We start from the raw sequence: 22,532 nt of genomic DNA, 5'->3' as shown, positions 1-22,532 counted from the left end.
AAAAACCCTTCAATAAGCTGAACGGTTTTTCGTTTGCTATTTACTTTCCTTGTAAGCTTGTCTGTCTTTTCTTGATCTCTACGTTAGCTTTTGATTTAGGAAGGAGATGCTTAACCTCGTTAAAGCTTACAAACGTTTTTCTGTTCTCATCGTATAGGCGAAAACGAATCGACTGTAGACTAGTTCCCATCGTAATCGTCGTTGCTTTTTGTAATGGAGGTGTAGTTTCATGTGCCTTTTCCAAGTTATAGTTCGGAACTCTTGGACTTAAGTGGTGAACGTGATGATAGCCAATATTTCCTGTTACCCACTGTAAAATTTTCGGTAGTTTATAATACGAGCTACCATCAACAGCAGCTTTTACATAATCCCACTCTTTTTCATCTTCAAAGTAGGAATCTTCAAATTGATGTTGTACATAAAATAACCAAATACCTAGTGCTCCTGCTACGAAAAGAATCGGTGCTTGGATGATCAGAAAAGCCTGCCAACCAACTGTCCAGATCACTAAGGCGTAAAGCACAATGATCGAAACATTAATCAAATATGTGTTTAATCTTTCTTTTCTTCTAGCATCTTTTCGATTGATTCGACTCGTAATCAAGAATAAATAAAGTGGTCCGAGACCAAACATCACAAGTGGATTACGATAAAGTCGGTAAGCCAATCGTTCTTTAAATGATGCTGCCACATATTCATCTACTGTCATTACCCAGACATCACCTGTACCGCGCTTATCTAAGTTACCGCTTGTTGCATGATGAATTGAGTGCTCACGCTTCCACTTTTCATAAGGAAACATCGTAATGATACCCGTAATGGTCCCAAGAACACTATTTGCCTTTTTGTTTTTAAAGAACGATCCATGAGTACAATCATGGAATATAATAAAAATTCTAACGACAAATCCAGCTGCTACTACCGCTAAGGCAAGAGTTAACCAGATTGAGACGGATAAGCTCTGGTAAGCTAAAAACCATAATAAGAAAAAGGGTGGAATTGTATTTGCGATTTGCTTTATGCTCGTTTGAACATCCGATTTCTCAAATGGTGCAACACTTTTTTTAAGTTGAGCTAATTTTTGATTACTCATAATTTCCTCCTTGAAAGGATTCACTTTTATTTGTTGGAGAACTAATTAACTTAATATTAAAGGAAAAGTATGTGGTCAAGAAGTCATGAACGTCAAGTAAGAGGTATGACAGTTGTCATATCTCTTACTAAATTAATTAGTCAAAAATTTTATAGAAATCGTCGATCAGTTTCTAAAACTCAATCTTTTCCAAATAAAGCCCCATTGCATCAGCGAATCCTACTTGGTTTCGTTCTTTTGATTGTATAATGCTTGGTATCTCTTCAGCCTTTTTTTCTCCTAAACCGATTTCAATCAAAGTCCCAACCATTTTTCTGACCATATTATAGAGAAATCCATTCCCTCTCACTCTAATTTGTACCAAACCCGCATTCTCTTCTATATCAATCGCATATATGTGCCGTACCGTAGACTTTTTCTTCGATTTAGCATTGGAAAAAGCAGTGAAATCATGTTCACCGACAAAATACTGAGAAGCTTTTTTCATACTTGTCACATCCAACTTTCGCTCAACATGAGTACTTAATTTTCGCAAAAATGGATTGGTATGTTCCTCGTTCCATATTTTATACAAGTATGTTTTATCCTTGGCATTGTAGCGGGCATGAAAGCGCTCAGGAACTAATTTAACAGAGGTAACGCTGATATCTTGAGGCAAATATTTATTGAGATAGGTTTTTAATTCTGACTCAGTCAGATTTCCATTAAGCCTCACATTCGCTATTTGCGCCAGAGCATGTACACCTGCATCTGTTCGGCTCGATCCAATAATTTCAATTGGTTTTCCTATCATTTCTGACAAGACATTTTCTATTTTACCTTGAATGGTATTTTCACCATTCCCAAGTCGTTGCCATCCCTTATAGCGCCCACCATCATATTGAATAGTTAATTTATAATTGTTCATTGTTTTCTCCTTAATAGGATAATTCCTGATGAAAAAGATCAATTGTGAGGCTACTGAAAAAGCAATGAATGAAACCATTGCTGCTTCCTCCAAACTACTAAAAAGGTCTTTTTCAGTGGCTGCTCAATAGTAAACTTTATAGTTAGTGTGTGATCATTTTATTAATATATCAACAGGATTATCTTGTACGATTTAACCACCATTTTATACTAAAAGTGTCGCATATGCTAATCCTACAATAGGGACCATTTCGAGTGGAGAGTAAAAATGAAGGATAAAAAGGTTGAGCAAGTTATGCACTTTGCTCAACCCTTTTTAATAAGACAGCACTATTTTGCAACGTATCTCTCTACTCTATTTCGTCAACTTATTAAACCTGTTCTTCGCTTCTGTTATTTAAAATGAAAAGGTGTATGTATTAGTTTCTCTAATTTTTTATAAGCGCCTTCATCATTAGTGCATTAAACCATCAGTTTACTATATACCCTAAACCTCTCATCCATATTGTAAATTTCAACAATGTAGCATGACATGAGACCTTTAATTTCTTGATATTACCGATGCAAACACATGCTATTTTTTTCCAACAACAAAAGTATCTTTTGTACTATTTTTTTACCCTTTTTATACTTACCATGAATGTTAACGTTAGTATAAAGTTGTTAATCCTTATTAAGCTTGAATTTTCTTTATTGTAACTACAACTATCATATATGGAGAAAACTAAACTCTAAAACAAGCAATTTTTTCATTTTTAAAAAAGTTGGTTAAGGTTTGTGATGATGGGTATAAAGAGTAGTGTCTTGATTAGGAGACAGATTAAAGAGCGAGGAGAGGATGAACTTGAATATTTTACTAACATCAACTGCTAGACGAATAGACTTTGTATGTTTTTTTCAAGATGCTTTAAAAGATGCTGGTCTCAATGGAAAAGTGATTGTTGCTGATCCAGAGCATAACGCTCCATCGCTCCAAGTCGGGGATGAAAACTATGTGATTCCAAAACAAACAGACCCGCATTATATCGAAGCGATATTTGAGATTTGTAAAAAGCATAACGTGAATTGTCTTGTTCCGTTAAATGATTGGGAAGTACCCAAATTATCTGCTCACAAAGAGCAGTTAAAAAAATTAGGTGTATCCGTTTTTACACCGGACCCAAACATTGTCAATAAGGTACGGGACAAAGGAAAATACCGCGAGCTGCTGAAGTCGTTCGAGGTAAAGGCTCCACTCTCTTACATTAACCTAGAAGATGCTGAGGAGGCATTAGAAAATAACGAAGTCTCATTTCCGTTAATTGTGAAGCCTCGAAACGGATCTGCTTCGATAGGGGTTGAATTTGCCCACAGTGTTGAAGAGTTGCAATACGCCTACAAGCATGCCGTTCAGCAAATTAAGGAAAGTCCCTTAGATGATGCCACTTCCAAAGCACCAGAGGAAAACGTCATTATCCAGGAGGTCATCGAAGGAGAAAAATTCAGTGTTGATATGTTCAACGATTTAGATGGTCATTTTCTCGCTTCCTTTATTCGAAAACAATTGGATATGAGAGGTGGAGATATCGATAGGTGTATTACAGCGAACCATTCTGAATTACTAGGTATTGCACGGCGAATGGGAGAAAACTTAGGTCATGCAGGGTACATGAACACGGATGTGTATTACGATGGCACCGATTATTATGTCATTGATATAAATCCTCGCTTTGGCGGGGGCTATGCCTTTTCCCATAGAGCCGGGGCTGATATTCCTGCTGCGATCATTGCGTTAACAGCTGGCAAAGAGGTCAACGAAGATTGGTTGACTCAAGATTCAAATATTGAACTAGCCCGTCATGACGTGGTTGTTCGGATCGATCATCAAAAGGCAAGTGTACCCCTTTGATTCAATTAACAAGTAAATTATGATCTGCCTAGCCGATCGGTCTAGACAGTTTTTTTTTAAAGACATATCAGTTAAAGTAAAAAAATCTTGGTAGGAGGGATAAAGTGGGTGACCCAATCCCCTTGTTAGAAAATTTAATAAAAATAGACAGCTCTAAAAAAGCAGGAGCCAATGATGCTGTCGATTATTGTGAAAAATGGTTAGAAGACCAAGGCCTCGAAGTGAAAAAAATAATTAATAATGGGTATCACATGCTAGTGTGTGAAATTGGCCATGGTGAGGACACAATTGTGTTAAACGGTCATGTCGATGTCATCGAAGCAGAGGATAACCAGTTTCAACCTTATATTGAAGATGGAAAAATGTATGGACGCGGTTCGATCGATATGAAAGCAGGAGTAGCGGCAATGATGGAGACGGTCGCACAGTTAAAAGACAGCAACCCCGCAACGCGAGTCATGCTTCAGATCGTGCCTGACGAAGAAACAGGTGGACTCAACGGCACCAAACATTTGACTGATAAAGGGTATGTGGGTGATTTTATTATTTGTGGCGAACCTACACACTTTGGTATTGCCATCCAATCTAAAGGAGTCCTGCAGCTAGATTTTGAAATACATGGCAAACCAGCTCACGGAAGCCGGCCTTGGGAAGGCCATAATGCAATTAAGAAAGCTTATGATCTCTATGAAGACATTCTTCAACTTCCTTTTGCAAAAGAGACCGCCCCGCCCATTTATGACAAACCATCTATCAATCTCGCCAAGCTAAAAGGGGGAACCGTCTACAATAAGGTACCTGAGCATTGTGAGATGTCTCTAGATATTAGATATTTGCCAGATCAATCGCCCGATGAGATTTTCAATCAAATTGAAGACATTACGGATGGTAAAGTAAACATTCATATTTGCAACGGCCCGGTTAAAACGAAAGAAGATAACCCCTATGTCGAAGCACTGGCCGATTCTATCAAAAGGCAAACTCAGCTCGAACGAGTCAATATTTATGGCCAACACGGCTCTAACGATGGTCATTTTTTTACAGAGTATGGAGGTTCCGCGGTTGAGTTTGGACCCGTTGGCTTTGACTGGCATGGTGAGAAGGAAATGGTTTACGTAGAGTCTGTGAAAGAATACCAAGAAGTACTTAAAGACTTTGTAAACTCTTTTAATCATAAAACAAATAAGAGATCAGTCAAAACAGAAGAGCTATAAAAAAGAAGCCCATCAACAGTTAATTGATGGGCTTTAATAGTTGCACGAGAAAGAAGCTGCTGCTGTGTAGTTGATGCGAACATCGTAACAATTCCGACTACTCCCTATCATTGATCCTTTAAAGGTATGTGCTAGATTAATGAGTCGTTTCGATATACTACCACGCTCCATTAAACTTCCTGCTAGAAAAAGGTACCGCTAACAAAACAAAAGAATCGAGCATCAACTATGCCTTAATCACGTATCTTTGAAATTCGTGTTTGTTTTTTCTCATAGTATAGCAGTGGTTTGTTTTTTTGAGTCTTATGTTAAACGCAACAAAGTACTCAACTCAACTTTGATGAAAACAGCAGGAATGTGCCAACGAAGATTATTCCCTTAACATTTTAAAAGCCTGAAAGACTTTATATCGATAAAAGAGCTTACACCAAATATCCTGCATTCACTCGTTAAGAAGATTCTTGTAAACATGACGGTCGTGTCCATATTAAATATAGCTTTATAAATCCACTTCAAGAAACGTAAAAGGCAACGCCCCAAAAGATTAGTTGCCTTCTTTTAAAATGAGTTGCGAGATGCACTCCACGTGTGTTGACTTGTTGGCCACTACATTTAAACCACCATATTTAGCGGATTAGCAAACTCATAGTGTATTGTAATCCCGCCCCTCCTCTTTGACTTCAATTTGCTCTATTAACCGATGTAACACTTCTTCGTTTAAATCACCGAATGTTCAAGTATTTCCGGCAATACTGTGATAGGCACTACAATATAATTTTGTAGATTATTAACCTCCCTTGCTTTAACAGTTACACTTTTTTGTTGTACTTCCTCCCTGAACTAAGTCACCTAAATGTGGATTATGAAGAATTAGTTTAACAAAAGGGGCTATGATTTGGTCCAATTTCCATTTCGCGCTGTTTCTCTATATCAGGATTGATGTTCCCTATATTCGTTTGACGAATTAACATCATACTTATAAAATGTATTATCTCTAACTGAGAAGGTAGTACTCAACTTCGCGCGTTCGATAAAGTAGGAGATGAATTAAACATCTGCAGCTTGTGGGTTTAGATGGAATGTTCTTGTTCAGAATCAGTTATATGAAACAAATTGTGGATTCAAAGAAAGAGCATAAAGAAGAAAAGGGCATTTTCTTTCTCCAATTATCCTCAAATGAGACCTCTGTGGAAGCCTCAACCGTCTGCGGAACTAAGTGGACAATCACTAGATACCGAGATGTCTTTAGAGTCAGTTGTTCAATCCTTGCAAACAATGAATCAAACAAGTGTACAAACACCTCTACTTCCAACGTGAAAATGATGATAATGAAATTAGAGAATTACAACTTCGAAGCCAAGAACTTGAGCGTGAATTAAAGAAAATAAAACTTGATAATGTATTATTGAAGAGGATTATCAATCTCTTATTCAAATCATGAATCGTGCTAGAAGAATGGCTCTATTATCAACTCCCTTTCTACTTTTCGAACGGGTGTATTTTACATGCAGACAGAAAAAAGCAACATACTGTGTTATTAATTACGTTTTGCTTAATATAAAAAGGCTACCCACTCCCCTATAGGAGATATGGGTAGCTTGCTATTGACATAAGGTTTATCTAGGTTACTTTAATTCATAATAAATCTATTACAACCCATTTTTTAAAGAGCAATAACTTTATAACGAAATAGGTAAGTCTAAAAAATATATACAATTTTTAGTCAATTCCGTCTATAATAAAGTCAATATAGACAGACATGTAAAATATATTACAGACTCTTAATTTTGTTGGGAGGTTTTTTATTTGCAGCATCATATGACTCTTGAAACATTAGCACTACCATGGAAAAGCGATCTTGATATAAAAAAAATGAAGGTATACAGTCATACCACTCTTTTATCGGACATTGACAATATCCAAGAAGGTAATGATATTGCTTTAAAAGGGGCAAATGATGAATATTACGGATGGGTTCCATATGCAACATTTATGAAAGAAGTTTTTAAACAATGGAAATTAACAAAAGCCTATTATAATGCTCTTCTTAACTCAGTAGAAGCTGCTATAACAACTGTTGATGGTAATGGAAATTTCTTATTTTTGAATCATAAATCAGAAGACATGTACGGACTAACACTTAACGAGGTGTATGGCCAGTCTATTACAAAATTTTTTGAGAAAGAGGCCATTGTTCTAATGTCAACGATGAAAGAAAAACAAGGAGTCACAAATAAATACAACCAGCCCCACCCTAATGTTCATGTATTAATTAATACAACTCCTGTCTATGTTGATAAACAAGTCGTTGGAGGAATATCAATAGAAAGAGATATTAGTGACATGGTCAGATTAAATGATGAATTGTCTTCAACAACCGCCTACTTACATGAATTAGAAAGCACTAGTCAAATCCAACAGAACCTTTCACCTTTTAGCAAAATTAAAGGTAGAAGCCCTGTTTTAAAAGAGGCTATTAATCTAGCTAATAAAGTAGCTAAAACAGATGCCCCTGTTTTAATAACAGGAGACAGTGGTGTTGGTAAGGAGTTGTTCGCCGAAGGAATTCATAATGCTGGAAAACGATCTAACCAACCCTTTGTTGCCATTAACTGTGGTGCCATCCCTACCGCGCTATTTGAAAGTGAACTTTTTGGATATGAACAAGGCGCCTTTACCGGAGCTGTAAAAGGTGGCAAAAAGGGAAAATTTGATGCTGCAAAGGGAGGTACAATCTTCCTTGATGAAATTGGAGAAATGCCGCTTGAATTACAAGTTAAGTTATTACGCGTATTACAAGAAAAGCACTATTATCGTGTTAGTGGAAATGAAGCACTTCCAACAGACGTACGGATAATTGCTGCCACAAACCGAGATCTAGAAAAGATGATCGCTGAAGGAAGTTTCCGGGAGGATTTATATTACCGTTTAAATGTCATTTCAATATCTATTCCTCCGTTACGGGATCGTATCGAAGACATTCCTGAGTTAATCCAATTATTTTTAAAGGAATTCTCTCTTAAATATTCGATGCCTATTCCTGAAATCGATCCAGAAGTTATGTATACCTTCCTTCAACACTCATGGCAAGGAAATATACGGCAACTTCGTAACATTATTGAACGCATTATCATTTTAGCAAACGATAACGAAGTGATTAAACCCCACCATCTTCCAAAAAACTTTGTGAAGGAAAATAATCCTCCTACCTTAAACATTCAATTTGAGGAAATGAAGAAAATTAACGGTCAAAGTAAAGAAGAGATTCAATATGCACTACAAAAAACGTTTGGAAATAAGGCGGCCGCAGCAAAATTATTAGGTATTTCAAGGGCCACTTTATATAACAAACTAAAGAAATATAATTTATAGGGATAGAAAAGGTGAGAACGACTAGTTCCCACCTTTTTTCATTTGTGTCAATTTTCTAAACAGTTTAGACAGTATTCAAAACACTTTTGTCTAAGTATTGCAGCTAAAACTATTAAAACAACACTTATTATGATTGGCACAATTTTTGCAAGTATAAAGAAAACGCTTTCAAAGGAAAGGAGTGTATAACGATGAGTGATAGCCTTTCATTTACCACATGGATTTGGGTCTTTATTCCATTTATAGCGATCATCGTCCTATCTATTTTAACGCTAATTTTCGAGAAGGAGTGACAAACTGAATGAATACAGCAACTATTATTACATTTATTGTTTATTTAATTGGAATGTTAGGTATTGGTTTATGGACCTACAGAAAAACAAATACTATTTCCGATTACTTCTTAGGAGGGAGAAGTCTAAATAGCTGGGTAGCAGCAATGAGTGCACAAGCCTCTGATATGAGTGGTTGGTTACTTTTAGGTCTTCCTGGTGCTATCTATGTATCAGGCTTAAACGGTATGTGGATCGCCATCGGATTAGCGGTTGGTACCTATTTAAATTGGCAGTTCGTTGCAAAACGATTACGCAAATACACTGAAGTTGTAAATTCAATTACTATACCAGATTATTTCGAAAATAGATTCAAAGATTCGACTAAGACATTACGTATTATTTCCGCAGTCACGATTATTGTCTTCTTTTTATTCTACGCATCCTCTGGTATGGTTGCGGGAGCTGTCCTATTTGAACAAGCTTTTGGTATTGACTATAACTTAGCATTATATATAGGGGCTATCGTCATTGTTTCTTATACCTTTCTCGGTGGGTTTCTAGCTGTAAGCTTAACAGATTTTGTTCAAGGAATATTAATGTTATGTGCATTAATATTTGTACCGACTTTAATGATTGTTTCACTCGGAGGACTAACAGGGCTATGGAGTAGCATCGGACAAGTAAATGTTGACTTGCTCGATATTATGAAATCTGTTGGAATTGAAGATAACATGTGGATAACAAATGTAACCTCATTTAGTATAATTGGAACTATTTCTTTATTAGCATGGGGACTTGGATACTTTGGACAACCACATATCCTTACTCGGTTCATGAGTATTAGAAGTGTTTCTGAAATTCCAAAAGCTAGACTTATTGCTGTCGTATGGGTTGTCCTCTCCCTTATTTGCGCAGGATTGGTAGGACTTGTTGCAATCACACAATTTGATGTACCATTGGACAATCCTGAAAGTGTATTTATACTCCTAGTACAAAACTTGTTTAATCCCTGGATAGCAGGTATTCTACTCGCTGCTATTCTAGCAGCCATTATGAGTACAATTGATTCACAATTATTAGTTTCTTCGAGTGCAATAGCGGAAGATTTTTACAAACAGATTTTCAGAAAGAATGCTAGTGAAAAAGAGCTTGTTTGGGTCAGTCGTGGTTCTGTTATTTTCATTTCAATCCTTGCTGTTGTATTAGCTAAAAGCGGAGGAAATGTATTAGAGCTTGTTTCTTATGCATGGGCTGGTTTTGGAGCAGCATTTGGTCCAGTTATTATCCTCTCACTTTTCTGGAGTCGGATGACGAAAAATGGAGCTCTTGCTGGTATACTATCTGGTGCTTTTACTGTTATTCTATGGGGAAATATTCAAGTATTAAATAGCATTGGCTTATATGAACTCGTTCCCGGATTCATCCTAGCATGGATTGCCATTGTCATCGTTAGCCTCATTGATAAAGACCCGTCCTTTGAAATTAAAGAGGAATTTAATCTAGCCGTTAGCCATTCAGGTAAACAACAACATGAGCATAACAAATCTGTATAAACAATAAAGATAGAAATTGTCTATGTTTAACTCTTTCAATACAAACATAAAGGTAGATGGACCTCACGCCTCCACCTACCTTTTTCTGATCTGTTCTGTTGAAATCGTTTCAGCTCTCTAAGGAGTATTGGCAAATGTGTTACATAGGTCATCTAACCGAAAAATATAAAAAACAGTGGGAGCTGGTCTCCCACTGTTTTTCTTAATACATTTCTGATACCGTTTTAGCTAACATGTGAAGGGCTAGATAATCTGGCCCGCCTGCTTTTGAATCAGTGCCTGACATTTTAAAAACACCAAACGGATGATATCCAACAATCGCACCAGTAGAATTACGGTTAAAGTAGAGATTCCCAACATGGAAGTCTTGCTTTGCCTGTTCAATATGCGCACGATTATTTGTAATCATGGCTCCGGTTAAACCATATTCTGTATTGTTAGCTATTTCAAGAGCGTGATTAAAGTCGTCAGCCTTGCTGAATCCTACCACTGGTCCAAAGATTTCTTCCTGCATAATACGTGCCTTTGGATCTAAATCAGCAAAGATCGTTGGCTGAATAAAGTAACCTTTTGAGTCATCTCCTTCACCGCCTGTTACTAAACGCCCTTCTTTTTTTCCAATACGGATATAATCCATTATCTTATCAAAAGCTTTCTGATCGACAACAGCACCCATGTAGTTTTCTCCAGAAGTAGGATCACCCACAGTCAGTTCCTTTGTTAATTTAATCGCTTTATCCAATACTTCATCATATACATCCTTATGAATAACTGCTCTGGAACCTGCAGAACATTTTTGACCAGAAAAGCCGAACGCTGATACTACAATCGACTCAGCAGCAAGGTCAAGATCAGCCTCTTTATCAACAACAACCGTATCCTTCCCACCCATTTCTACATACTCTTTTTAAATGAGTTTGCCCTGGTTGAACAATAGCAGCTCTTTGGTATAATCGCGTCCCCACTTCACGAGACCCCGTAAATGTAATTAACGGAGTCTTTGGATGATCAACAAGGTAATCGCCAACTTCTGCACCACTTTCCTGGAATGAAGTTAACAACGCCCTTTAGTTTACAAAAGTGTGCACTGTTTACACTTTTGTATATGAAAATAGAGAAGAACATTTTCGTTTCCCACTTTTATACACTTCAAAAAGCCTTATTACTTAAAAGGCCTTAAGCTTAATTCGTAAAAGATTTATATTATACAAGAGAACTAGTTATCACCCTTTGTAAACCTCCATAAACTCAAAAGAGCCTTTTCTATTGAAAAGGCTCTTTACTCACTATTACATCTTATAATGACCTTCCCTTAGTAACGCACAGCACTCTACATATGTTGAGTGTTGGTCACTACATTTTAGACAACCAAATTTAGTGATTAGCGAACTTATAGTGGATTGTTATCTCGCCACCCTCTTTGATTTCAATTTGCTCTATTAACCGATGTAATATCTTTTCATTCAAATCTCGTATGTTAAAATCTTCTCTGCAATACTGTAGAACTTTTGTAATTGTTGCTTACCCATTGTATCTTTTTTATTATTCCAATTAATCATTTCTAGCCTTAACTTATTTAATAGCTCTTGATTAATAATTGTGATGTCCCCTGTACTTCTCTTGGGTAATTTACTCCATTTACTAGCAACTTTAAATACTTCTTATTTTCATTTTTCCAGCTTTTCAACATCATGTTCCAATTTGGCAAATTTCTTTTTGCTTTAGCTGTCTTGATCTTTTTCTCTATTATCTCATAGTTGCTATCTTTATTAATACTCGATTGTGTTCATGCACGCAAATCATCTATCATTATCATCTTTTAACGCATAACAATATTTCTCTTTAACCATTCTAACGCTTTTCATAGAATATGGACTAATCCGAATTGCCTAAAAGATAGATAAATCCAATTCATTTGATAGTTGTTCGAGTAATTTTACTCCTACTACACTATTTCCCTTTTTATCTAAAGGAGGAGATAGTATACCCATCCCCATTCTATCTGTCACACAAGCTAAAATACCACCAGAAACACCACTCTTAGCCGGAACGCCAATCTTTATTGCAAATTTAGAAGGTGCATCATACATTCCGCTTAGTAACATGTAAGCTTTTACTATTTTTGCATATTTAGACTCTATTAACTGTTTACCTGTTATAGGTTCTCTTCCCTTATTCGCTAATATAACGCCTATTCTAGCAAGGTCCTTTACCGTTACACGGACAGAACATTGAGAAAAATATAAATCGAGTGCTTGGTTAACATTATTAACTACTCCTGAATCTTGTAGAAAGTACGCGAGCGCTCGATTACGATAAGCCGTTTGCTTTTCAGACTCATAAACACCTGTATCAACATCGCATTCATTAGTTGTTAGGAGATTAATAAAGTCTAATAGCTTCTCTTTTGCTTTTTCTCCATATTCCTCTTCGATCATTGAACAAGTTACAAGTGCACCTGAATTAATCATTGGATTAAACACATTTCCATCTGGAGTTGATTGAAAGCCAGTAATTGAATTATAAGGGTCACCTTTTGGTTCTAATGTAATTTTTTTAAATACGTGTTCTTCTCCAAATGTTTGTAATGCAAAAAGAAATGAAATCACTTTCGAAACACTTTGTAATGTAAAGGTATGGGTTACATCTCCTACAGAAACCACTTCACCTTTTACATCCATAATACTAACTGCAAACGTCTTGGGATCGATTTTAGAAAGTGCAGGAATATATGAGGCAACTGTTCCTTCTTTTATAGACGGGATACACATGTTGCACAGGCTACTAATTTGTTTTTCAGCTTCAGTTACCTGTAGACTATATTGTTGCTGTTGTTGAATCGATGACGTCTGGTGAAGAAAACGCCTTTTATCTAATTCTTCTAATTGGTGTATTGAACGGTTCATTAAGATGACTTCCTTTCAAAAAAATCGAAATGAGATATATTAATCTTTGTATTTCATCTAATACAGTCATCTGTTTCTTCACTAAGTTCTTCTTTAATTGTTTCGCTTTGAATTACTAAAGTAGATATAAGTAGCAATGTTAATCACAACCACTAGGCAGATCATCTTCTCTTAGTATTGCTAAAGTCATATCATGTATGACTTTATCACCCGGTTTCACATTTAGAGAAAGGATATTCCCGCCTACCCCCATCTCTATCTTTTTCAGTACACCCTCATTCGTCTTCAATAGAAATAAAGGTTCCCATTCATATACATAGTCCCCTTCATTTACAAATACCTGATCAATCGTTCCATTAGAAACACTAACAACTTCACAGTAAGTATTCACTAATAACCCCTCCTTAAATCCACCCTCGAAATTTTGAAGCTTCAGCCATTTTTCTGGATCCAACCATATAGGCGGCTAACCGATTATCAATTTTGTGAAGAGTTGCTGTATCAATAACATGGTTAAAAGCTTCTATTAATTTTGTTCTTAATTTAATGGAAACCTCCTCTTCCGACCAATAATATCCTAAATTGTTCTGTACCCATTCAAAGTAAGAGACTATTACCCCTCCTGAACTAGCTAACACATCAGGAATAATCAACACATTTCGTTGACTAAGAATTTGTGTGGCCTCCATTGTTGTTGGACCATTTGCAGCCTCAACAACAATAGCCGCCTTAATATTAGGTGCATTTTCAGCAGTAATTTGATCCGAAATGGCAGCCGGTACTAAGATATCACACGGAAGTTCAAGTAACTCCTGGTTGGTAATGGTATGTTTAAATAAATTCGTTACGGTTCCAAAAGAATCTCGTTTCTCTAATAAATCATTTATATCTAGTCCTTCTTCATCATAAAGAGCTCCATAAGCATCAGAGATACCAACTACTTTTGCTCCTGACTCATTAAGAAACTTTGCTAAATAACTCCCCGCATTTCCAAAACCCTGAATCACAACCTTTGCTTTTTTTAATTCTATATCTTTACGCCTTGCTGCTTCTTCTATACAAATTGCTACACCTCTTGCCGTAGCTGTTTCCCTGCCATGGGAACCGCCTAAAACAAGAGGTTTTCCCGTAATAAATCCCGGTGAATCAAACTCGCGTATCCGGCTATACTCATCCATCATCCAAGCCATTACTTGTGAATTAGTAAATACATCAGGAGCGGGAATATCTTTTGTAGGACCAACAATTTGACTAATCGCTCTTACATACCCTCGACTTAATCGTTCTATTTCACCAAAGGACATTTCCCTGGGATCACAAATAATGCCACCTTTCCCTCCCCCATATGGAATATTGACAATGCCACATTTTAAAGTCATCCAAATAGATAACGCTTTCACTTCCTCTTCTGTTACTTCTGGATGAAAGCGAACTCCTCCTTTAGTCGGCCCTACTGAGTCATTATGTTGAGAGCGATATCCGGTAAAGATTCTTACGTTACCATTATCCATCCGTATAGGTATACGAACGGTTAGCATCCGAAGTGGCTCTTTAAGTAGTTCAAATACTTCACTCGTATACCCCAATGTATTCAAAGCTTCTTTAATAATTATTTGTGTTGACTCTAATTGGTTAGGATTTTTAGAATGCTGTAGATTTACTTCCTCTAACTTTTCTTCTTCTTTTATGGACAGACTCATTTTATTCACCTCGAATGATTACTAGAAAACGATTCTCAAATAAAAGCATTTCTCGCTGCCTATTTTGAAAGTAAACCTCTTAATGCAAATGCTACATTTTGCGGACGTTCAGCCATACGTCTCATAAAATATCCAAACCAATCCTGTCCAAATGGTACATAGACACGCACGATGTAACCTTTTTTCACTAATTCTACCTGTAAATCTGTCCGAAATCCGTAAAGCATCTGAAACTCAAATTGACTGTTATCGATTTGGTTCTCTTTTACAAATGTTATCACTTTTTCAATAATTTGATGATCATGCGATGCGATTGCCGTATAACTTCCACTTAGTAAATGGTCTTTGATGATGTTGAAATAATTTTCATCGATTTTCTCTTTGTCTTGAAAGGCTACTTCAGGTGATTCTTTATACGCACCTTTTACTAGTCTAAGAGAAATGCCTTTTAGGTTTCTAATATCTTCTTCAGCTCTATTTAGATAAGCTTGAATAACCGTTCCAACATTGTCATAATCTTTTCTCAACTCTTTCAGAATATCTAATGTCTGTTGGCAGTGTGAGTAATCCTCCATATCAATTCTTACAAAATTGTGATACTGTTTGGCAGTACCAACAATACGCCGCATATTTTCCAAACAAAACTCTTCGTTAATATCTAAACCAAGCTGTGTCATTTTAAGCGATAAATTGCAGTCAACACCTGAAGATGCAATGGCGTCTAATGTCTTAATACAATATTCCGTCGCTTCTATTGCTTCTTCCTTACTGTCTACAAACTCCCCTAAATGGTCAAGTGTACACGTTAACCCTTGTTTATTTAATTCGTTCACTTTAGCAATTGCACTCTCAATGTCTTGTCCCGCTACTACTTGAGATGCTCCTACTTTTAACCCCCACCTTTTTGCGGCAACATTCATTGCTTTGTTTTGAGAAAGAAACATAAAGAAGATTTTCATTGGTTGATGTAAAATCATTTTGATCCCTCCAGTTTTTAGACTAAAACTTTCTTGTTACCCTTCTACATGCAAAACGCATGCCAATTAATTTTATAAGGTTATCCAAGAATTTATTGAAAAGCAATGTCTAATTACACACACTTCTGTTCAATATAAAGTCCAATTAAACACAAGTGTAAACTCTATCATTCTATAATTTACCTAGACCCATAATGAGTCTGATTACTACAAACTATCTTTTTAAAAGGAATAAAAGTTGTCTTAAAATAATACTGGCTTTTTTAGAATGTAAAATAAAATAAGTATAAGTAACAGTCTAAAAAATATATAGAAAAAACATATACAGTTTCAATCAATTCCATCTAAATCAAGCCAATATAAACAGACATGTAAAATAATTCCATAACCTTTAATTTGGTTGGGAGGTCTAGAATTTGCAACACCATATCACTCTTGTAACACTAGCACTGCCATGGAAAAGCGATCTAGAAAGTAATAACATGGAAATATATAGTCATACCACTCTTTTATCTGACATTGACATTATCCAAGAAGGTAGAGATATTGCTTTAAAGGGGCAAATGATGAATTTTGTAGATAGATTCCTAATTCAATATTAGAAAGAATTTTTTAAACAATGGAAACTAACAAAAGCTTATTATGATGCTCTCCTTAACTCGGTTGAAGATGCTGTAACAACGGTTGAAAAGTAATGGGAAAAACCTATTTTTGAATCGTAAAGCAGAATGAATGTATGTGCTTTCCTCCAAATGAAGTGTCTGGCCAATCTATTACACTGTTTTTTAAAAAAGAGGCCGTTGTTTTAATGTTAACGATAAAAGAAAATCAAGGAGTTACAAACAAATACCACCAGCCTAATCATGATGTTTATGTTTTAATTAATATATCGCCATCTATATTGGTACAGAAGTCGTTGGAGGCATTTCAATTGAAAGAGATATTACTCAGATAGTGAAATTAAATGATGAGTTGTCTTCAAAGAACGCCTACTTACATGATTTGAAAGTACTACTCAAAGCCAACAGAACCTTTCTCCTTTTAGTAAAATTAAAGGTAGAAGCCCCGTTTTAAAAGAGGCTATTATTCTAGCAAATAAAATTGCCAAAGCAGATGCCCCTGTTTTAATTACTTGGGAAAGTGGCATCGGAAGAGTTATTTGCTAAGGTATACACAATGCTAGAAAACGCTAGCCATCCCTTTGTTGCCATTAACTGTGGTTCCATCCCAAAACTGCATTTTTTGAAAGCAAACTTTTCGGGTATGAACAAGGAGCTCTTACCGGTGCTGTAACAGGGGGGAAAACAGGAAAATTTGATGCTGTAAAAGGAAACAATTTTCCTTGATGAAGTTGGGGAAATGTCCTTGAATTGCAAGTTTTGAGGAATTCTCTTTTAAGATACACAATGCCCGTCCCTGAAATCGATCCAGAAGTTATGTATACCTTTCTACAACACCCATGGAAAGGAAAGATACGGCAATTTCGTAATATTATCGATCGTATGATCATTTTAGCAAGTGATAACGAAGTGATTTAACCACATCATCTTCCTAAGAATTTTTTAAAGGAAAATAATCATCCTAGCCAAAACACTCCATTCGAGGAAATAAAAAAACCGAACGGTCAATGTGAAAAAGGAGATTCAATTTACCTTACAAAAAACGTATGGAAATAAAGCAGTAGCAGCGAAGTTATTGGGTATTTCAAGGGCTACTTTATATAATAAACTTAAGAAATATAAATTATATAAAGAAGTGAAAACACCTGTTTCTCATCTTTTTATTTGTGTCAATTGTCTAAACAGTTTAGACATTTATTAAAACACTTTTGTCTATGTTGTGTAGTTAAATTATAGAATACCCAATAATTATTATTGGCATAATTATTGCAAGTAAAAAAGATACCCCTCCAATCAAGAAAACGCTTTCAAAGGAATGGAGTGCAGAACTGAATAAATACAGCCACTATTATTACATTTACTGTTTATTTAATTGGAATGTTAGGGATAAGTTTATGGACTTACAAAAGAACAAATACCATTTCTAATTATTTCTTAGGAGAAAGAAGTCTAAATAGTTGGGTATTAGCAATGAGTGCACAGGCCTCTGATAGGAGTGGTTGCTTTTAGGTCTTCCCAGAGCTATTTATGTATCGGGCTGAAATGGAATGTGGATCGCCATCGGATTAGCGGTTCATACTTATTTAAATTAGCAGTTCGTTGCAAAACGATTACACAAATACACTGAAACTGCAAACTCAATTACGATACTTGACCAACTTGATAATAGACTCGGCTAAAGTGTTACATATTATTTCTGCGATAACGATTATTGTCTTCTTTTTATTCTACGCACCCTCTAGTATGGTTGCTGGGGCTGTCTTATTTTTAAAGTCACCCATTAAAGGAATTGGCGATTTTAACCGTTAGGACTTCTGACCATTCAATTTACATAAAAATCAAGCGGGTGTATAGTAAAAATTACTCTAATAGTTCTTTTAAAGAGAGGTGTTTCTTTTGCAAGTAATTAATGATTTTTTTTGGACTTATGTATTTATCGGTGGTTTGCTTGGGGCTGGTTTATATTTTACGTTTAAAATTGGATTTATGCAGTTTCGCTCAATCGGTGAGATGTTTCGTGTTATTACCGAAAAGTCAAAAGACGTAGATGGCATGAGAAGTATTAGTCCATTTAAGTCGTTCGCCATTGGTGCAGCGACGCGTATTGGTACAGGAAACCTGGCAGGGGTTACTGTTGCAATCGTCTTAGGTGGACCAGGTGCGGTTTTCTGGATGTGGATCGTAGCTCTACTTGGTGGTGCTACTAGTTTTGTCGAGTCTACTCTCGCACAAGTGTATAAAATTCGTGATAAGGAGGCATACCGAGGTGGTCCAGCCTATTACATTGAAAAAGGGTTAGGGCAAAGATGGTTGGGTATTATTTTTGCGGTATTGATTACTCTTACATTTGGACTTATTTTTAACTCAGTTCAAAGCAATACGATTGCTGGAGCTTTTGATAATGCATTTAACGTGAGTCCGTGGGTCATGGGTGCTATTATGACGGTGTTAACGGGGGGAATTATTTTTGGTGGGGTTCACCGTATAGCGAATTTCTCTAGTGTCATCGTACCCATTATGGCAGTTTTATATATTATTATTGCGTTTGTTGTCGTTGTCATGAATATATCTGAAATTCCTGCTGTTCTAGGATTGATTGTCCGTAGTGCATTTGGTTTTGAACAAACAGTTGGTGGAGGGATTGGAGCTGCCATTATGATGGGGGTTCGCCGTGGATTATTCTCGAACGAAGCAGGAATGGGGAGTTCTCCAAATGCAGCTGCAACGGCAAGTATTTCTCATCCTGCAAAGCAAGGATTTGTTCAAACACTTGGTGTATATGTAGATACATTAGTTGTGTCTTCAGCAACAGCATTTATCATTTTGTTAAATACAGACTATCATACAAGTAAAGAAGAAGGGATTCAGCTGCTCCAAAACTCTCTTAGTCTTCAGATTGGCGGATGGGCTAGTTACTTTATTGCTGCAGCGATCTTTATGTTTGCTTTTAGTTCGATCATTGGTAGTTACTACTACGGTGAAACAAACATTGAATTTATTAAAAAGAGCAAAACAGCAATTAATGTTTATCGTGTTGCGACAATGGCGTTCGTATTCTTCGGTTCTGTCGCAAGTTTAAATCTTGTATGGGATTTAGCAGATTTATTTATGGCTTTCATGACTATTATTAATGTAATAGCGATTTTACTTTTAGGTAAAATTGCCTTTAAAGTATTAAAAGATTATGAAGAGCAACGAGCTCAAGGTATTGATCCAATCTTCAATCCTAAGAAACTAGGAATTAAAAACACAGAAGCTTGGGATGAAGAGGAATCAGATAAGATGGTTGGATAAATGAGATGAACAGCTTACTATAATGATTAAATGTTACAAAATCAGGACTATTACCATTTAATTTATTATTTTTCATCACGAGAAATGGTTTCCCATCAATTCTAGCTATCTTAGTTCATAATGTAAAAACCATTAATCTCAAATTCATACTTATATTCTATGATTCATCACCAAAAGTTGTGAAAAATTATAAACAAAAAGAAAACATCTGCGAAATCCTGGCATTAATGGTAGCTACCAAACATTGCTTAGGAACGACCATCAAAGATGCAGTAAAAAGCAAAAGATTCCCTATACAACGCTTGAGCGGATCTTCTATAAAACTCGCTGAAGAAAAAGCTCAAAAGCAACAAGAACAGGTACAAGACCAAACATCCGTGATAAGCATTGATAAAGTAGCTGTAAGAAAAGGTCATTCCTATGAAACGGTGATAACAAATCTAGCTGTTGGCAATGTCCTTGGAATGACAAAGGATCGCACAACAGAAGCTGTTTCTACTTTTGTTCAAAACGAGAAGGGATTGTCCCCAGAGTCCATTCAAATCGTCGTTATTGAAATGCGGGAGCCATTTTTCAAGGTTGTAACCGTTCAGTTTCCCAAAGCTACTGTCGTGATAGATAAATACAAACAGCTGGGAAAATGGTATGAACGGCTTTATGGAATGGGTTCCACATTCAACGACGAGTGTTTGCACATACGTATTAGAGAGAATGTTTTTGGTAACAGTAGTTTAGTAGTATTGCCCCACCTATCACTGCACCGACTGGACCTAAAAAAATCAGTCCTGGAATACTTGCTACTATTATATAAAAAATAGTCATTTAATCTCTCCTAATAATTTTGAATGTAAGTTATATTGTTTTTTATTTTAACATTTGTAGACCAATTTAAGGATACAAATGTTGGTATCGTTATTCTACTAACCTCCCTCTATATAGAAAGGTAAATCTTTCGATTTCTAGCCTTTTCTCACTATTTCATAGTCATCCATTGTTAATAGACATTGATAACATGGGATAAAGTTGTTTTATAGGTATATTTTGGAGTTGAGAAGCAAAAAAGACTGTATGCACCCAAACCACCTCTATCCAAAAAGTGGATATTAAGTTGAAGTATGGTCGCACTGGTGGATGTCTACATTTCTCATGGAGGTCAACCCTCCCATATCTCGCAGAGTCTATGCTCCAAAATTCCTTCGTCCAACCTTTCCATGAGGTAGATGTCAGTTATGCTGCCCGACAGGATCAATGTCCGTATTTTAGTTGATTTACTGACTAATCCGTGCTTCAAATGTCTATTAATTATTGAAATAATCTACTTAAAAACCATATTATTTTCCTAGTATCGAGAAAAATTAAGCTACCTTTGGCAATTCAGTCATATGAGGAATATCCTTTAGCATTCTATCTTCACTAAACTCAAACTGCTTCTTACCGATTGCAAATAACACTCGTATCAATTTATTACATAAGGCTATCAGTGACTGCATCTTTTTCAATGGATTATCAGGGCGTTTTGTATAGTATTCGTGTAAGGCTTTAAAAGCAGAATTCTTAGCCACAAGCGGCATAATGACTCTAAACAAAAGGGCTCTTAGATTTTTCCTGCCTCTTTTGGTTATTCTAGTTTGTCCCTTATGTTTGCCAGACGTGTGCTCCATCAAGCTTAGCCCAGCTAGTTTTATAATTTGTCGAGGGTGTGAGTAGTAACGTAAATCTCCTACCTCAGCAAAGAATCCAGCTATTGTATCTTTTCCGATACCTGTGATCGCTAACATTTGTTGAACACCAGGAATTCGTTCTAGTAGCTCGTCCCTCTTAACCTCAAGTTGTTCAAACTTCTTAGTAATGAGTTCATACTTATCTAACAACGTGCTCAACTCTAATTTAGCCAAATCTGAACCCTCACGGATTCCAATTGAAACACTAGCTGCCTTCTTTAATTCTATTATTCTACTTATGCCCACTGCACGTTTCACAGCTTTTCTTAGATGAGTTAATATCTCTCGATCAGGGAGTTGAACTAACTCATGTGGTAGTAGATTTAGCTTTAATATTTGAAGAGCTGACTGCCCTTCCCAATCCTTAAACACTGTTAAGAATTCAGGAAAATATCGATCAATCCAATTGTGAATTTGTCCTTGTAGAGATCAACGGATAATAGATCACGTATTTTTCTTGCGATTCGTAGATCAGCATATACTCCCTCTGGAATTTTAGGTTCAGCGTATCTTCCGTCTTTCACTAATTGAGCAATAACCTTAGCGTCTTTCACATCATTTTTTGTGGGGGAATTATCATCTAATTCCTTCGTCTTCTTAACATGCATTGGATTAACAACGACAAGCTTGAGATTAAGTTCTTTAAGATAATGAGCTAAATTAAGCCAGTAGTGACCAGTAGGTTCAACACCGACAATTACTTTATTCATATCTTGTTGACCCTGAATCTCTCTAATCCATTCAACAAATACATCAAAACTATCTTTTGTATTTTCAAAGTGTAAAGGTTTTCCAAACTCCAAACCTCTGAAGTCTTGAGCACGAGCTACGTGCTTGAATTTCGCAATATCAACACCTATAATGAGTGTTTGAGAAGTAATTTGAGCAATTTTATTATTTTGGTTATAATTCATTTGAAGGCCTCCTGGTTTATATAATTTGTCCTTTCGCTGGCCAGCTTCGGACATTTATATCATACCAAGAGGTTATTTTTTTGTTCAAACTCCATTTTT

At 36.2% G+C, this 22,532-nt stretch carries 17 protein-coding genes and 2 pseudogenes; 11 read left to right on the top strand and 8 right to left on the bottom strand.

The window, feature by feature from the left end; all coding sequences use genetic code 11:
* Window positions 1-40 precede the first annotated feature (40 nt).
* The gene (gene desA / locus LDX58_RS16670; RefSeq protein ID WP_227937948.1) at window positions 41-1,093 is read right to left on the bottom strand and encodes a Delta(5) desaturase DesA; all 1,053 of its coding nucleotides are present in this window, start codon (window positions 1,091-1,093) and stop codon (window positions 41-43) included.
* Window positions 1,094-1,265: 172 nt separating this feature from the next.
* Complete coding sequence (gene truA / locus LDX58_RS16665; protein ID WP_227937947.1) at window positions 1,266-2,000, bottom strand: tRNA pseudouridine(38-40) synthase TruA; 735 nt, start codon at window positions 1,998-2,000, stop codon at window positions 1,266-1,268.
* A 267-nt stretch (window positions 2,001-2,267) separates the two neighbouring features.
* On the opposite strand from truA, the gene LDX58_RS16660 reads away from it, so the two are divergent.
* The 5 genes from LDX58_RS16660 (at window position 2,268) to putP (ending at window position 10,301) form a co-directional block, all read left to right on the top strand.
* Window positions 2,268-2,405 (top strand): hypothetical protein, encoded by a 138-nt coding sequence (locus LDX58_RS16660; RefSeq protein WP_227937946.1) that lies wholly within the window; start codon window positions 2,268-2,270, stop codon window positions 2,403-2,405.
* A gap of 438 nt (window positions 2,406-2,843) precedes the next feature.
* A complete protein-coding gene (locus LDX58_RS16655; protein WP_227937945.1) occupies window positions 2,844-3,887 on the top strand; it encodes an ATP-grasp domain-containing protein in 1,044 nt (347 codons plus the stop codon).
* Window positions 3,888-3,991: 104 nt separating this feature from the next.
* Window positions 3,992-5,101, top strand: a complete 1,110-nt coding sequence (locus tag LDX58_RS16650; protein ID WP_227937944.1) for a M20 family metallopeptidase — start codon at window positions 3,992-3,994, stop codon at window positions 5,099-5,101.
* A 1,806-nt stretch (window positions 5,102-6,907) separates the two neighbouring features.
* Window positions 6,908-8,473 (top strand): sigma-54 interaction domain-containing protein, encoded by a 1,566-nt coding sequence (locus LDX58_RS16640; protein ID WP_308017548.1) that lies wholly within the window; start codon window positions 6,908-6,910, stop codon window positions 8,471-8,473.
* A gap of 301 nt (window positions 8,474-8,774) precedes the next feature.
* Window positions 8,775-10,301 carry a sodium/proline symporter PutP gene (putP, locus tag LDX58_RS16635; RefSeq protein ID WP_227937943.1) on the top strand — a complete coding sequence of 509 codons (1,527 nt, stop codon included), beginning with the start codon at window positions 8,775-8,777 and terminating at the stop codon, window positions 10,299-10,301.
* Window positions 10,302-10,503: 202 nt separating this feature from the next.
* On the opposite strand, the pseudogene LDX58_RS16630 reads toward putP, so the two are convergent.
* From LDX58_RS16630 to LDX58_RS16610, 5 genes and pseudogenes are all read right to left on the bottom strand, one after another.
* Window positions 10,504-11,369: pseudogene (locus LDX58_RS16630) on the bottom strand (aldehyde dehydrogenase family protein); the annotation flags it as partial.
* 821 nt (window positions 11,370-12,190) lie between these two features.
* Window positions 12,191-13,207, bottom strand: a complete 1,017-nt coding sequence (gene glsA, locus LDX58_RS16625) for a glutaminase A (RefSeq protein WP_227937942.1) — start codon at window positions 13,205-13,207, stop codon at window positions 12,191-12,193.
* 139 nt (window positions 13,208-13,346) lie between these two features.
* On the bottom strand, window positions 13,347-13,598 hold the full coding sequence (locus tag LDX58_RS16620; protein ID WP_227937941.1) for a biotin/lipoyl attachment domain-containing protein: 252 nt from the start codon (window positions 13,596-13,598) through the stop codon (window positions 13,347-13,349).
* A gap of 13 nt (window positions 13,599-13,611) precedes the next feature.
* Entirely contained in the window at window positions 13,612-14,907 is a 1,296-nt protein-coding gene (locus LDX58_RS16615) for a Glu/Leu/Phe/Val family dehydrogenase (RefSeq protein WP_227937940.1), read from the bottom strand.
* Window positions 14,908-14,966: 59 nt separating this feature from the next.
* Window positions 14,967-15,884: a proline dehydrogenase family protein gene (locus tag LDX58_RS16610; RefSeq protein ID WP_227937939.1), complete on the bottom strand. Its 918-nt coding sequence runs from the start codon at window positions 15,882-15,884 to the stop codon at window positions 14,967-14,969.
* 416 nt (window positions 15,885-16,300) lie between these two features.
* Between LDX58_RS16610 and LDX58_RS16605 the strand changes: the two genes are divergently transcribed.
* The 6 genes from LDX58_RS16605 (at window position 16,301) to LDX58_RS16585 (ending at window position 20,616) form a co-directional block, all read left to right on the top strand.
* Window positions 16,301-16,486, top strand: a complete 186-nt coding sequence (locus LDX58_RS16605) for a hypothetical protein (protein ID WP_227937938.1) — start codon at window positions 16,301-16,303, stop codon at window positions 16,484-16,486.
* 612 nt (window positions 16,487-17,098) lie between these two features.
* A complete protein-coding gene (locus LDX58_RS26785; RefSeq protein ID WP_227938038.1) occupies window positions 17,099-17,230 on the top strand; it encodes a sigma 54-interacting transcriptional regulator in 132 nt (43 codons plus the stop codon).
* 24 nt (window positions 17,231-17,254) lie between these two features.
* Window positions 17,255-17,422: an AAA-type ATPase lid domain-containing protein gene (locus LDX58_RS26990; protein WP_443627131.1), complete on the top strand. Its 168-nt coding sequence runs from the start codon at window positions 17,255-17,257 to the stop codon at window positions 17,420-17,422.
* A gap of 91 nt (window positions 17,423-17,513) precedes the next feature.
* A complete protein-coding gene (locus LDX58_RS26780; RefSeq protein WP_227937937.1) occupies window positions 17,514-17,705 on the top strand; it encodes a helix-turn-helix domain-containing protein in 192 nt (63 codons plus the stop codon).
* Window positions 17,706-18,391: 686 nt separating this feature from the next.
* Entirely contained in the window at window positions 18,392-19,798 is a 1,407-nt protein-coding gene (locus LDX58_RS16590; RefSeq protein ID WP_372459222.1) for an alanine/glycine:cation symporter family protein, read from the top strand.
* Between the two features lie 179 nt (window positions 19,799-19,977).
* Window positions 19,978-20,616 (top strand): transposase, encoded by a 639-nt coding sequence (locus LDX58_RS16585; protein WP_227937935.1) that lies wholly within the window; start codon window positions 19,978-19,980, stop codon window positions 20,614-20,616.
* Window positions 20,617-21,153: 537 nt separating this feature from the next.
* On the opposite strand, the pseudogene LDX58_RS16580 reads toward LDX58_RS16585, so the two are convergent.
* Window positions 21,154-22,433 (bottom strand): annotated as a pseudogene (locus LDX58_RS16580) (IS110 family RNA-guided transposase).
* Window positions 22,434-22,532 lie beyond the last annotated feature (99 nt).

Origin of the sequence: Alkalihalobacillus deserti, from assembly GCF_020734105.1 — a bacterium.
In the GTDB taxonomy this organism is placed as follows: domain Bacteria; phylum Bacillota; class Bacilli; order Bacillales; family Bacillaceae_D; genus Halalkalibacter; species Halalkalibacter deserti.
This window is presented reverse-complemented; position numbering and strand designations above follow the sequence as displayed.

Excerpts from the sequence above, each read along its gene's own strand:
- desA (WP_227937948.1), bottom strand. The coding sequence starts at position 1,093 with ATGAGTAATCAAAAATTAGCTCAACTTAAAAAAAGTGTTGCACCATTT.
- truA (WP_227937947.1), bottom strand. The coding sequence starts at position 2,000 with ATGAACAATTATAAATTAACTATTCAATATGATGGTGGGCGCTATAAG.
- LDX58_RS16660 (WP_227937946.1), top strand. The coding sequence starts at position 2,268 with ATGAAGGATAAAAAGGTTGAGCAAGTTATGCACTTTGCTCAACCCTTT.
- putP (WP_227937943.1), top strand. The coding sequence starts at position 8,775 with ATGAATACAGCAACTATTATTACATTTATTGTTTATTTAATTGGAATG.
- glsA (WP_227937942.1), bottom strand. The coding sequence starts at position 13,207 with ATGAACCGTTCAATACACCAATTAGAAGAATTAGATAAAAGGCGTTTT.
- LDX58_RS16615 (WP_227937940.1), bottom strand. The coding sequence starts at position 14,907 with ATGAGTCTGTCCATAAAAGAAGAAGAAAAGTTAGAGGAAGTAAATCTA.
- LDX58_RS16610 (WP_227937939.1), bottom strand. The coding sequence starts at position 15,884 with ATGATTTTACATCAACCAATGAAAATCTTCTTTATGTTTCTTTCTCAA.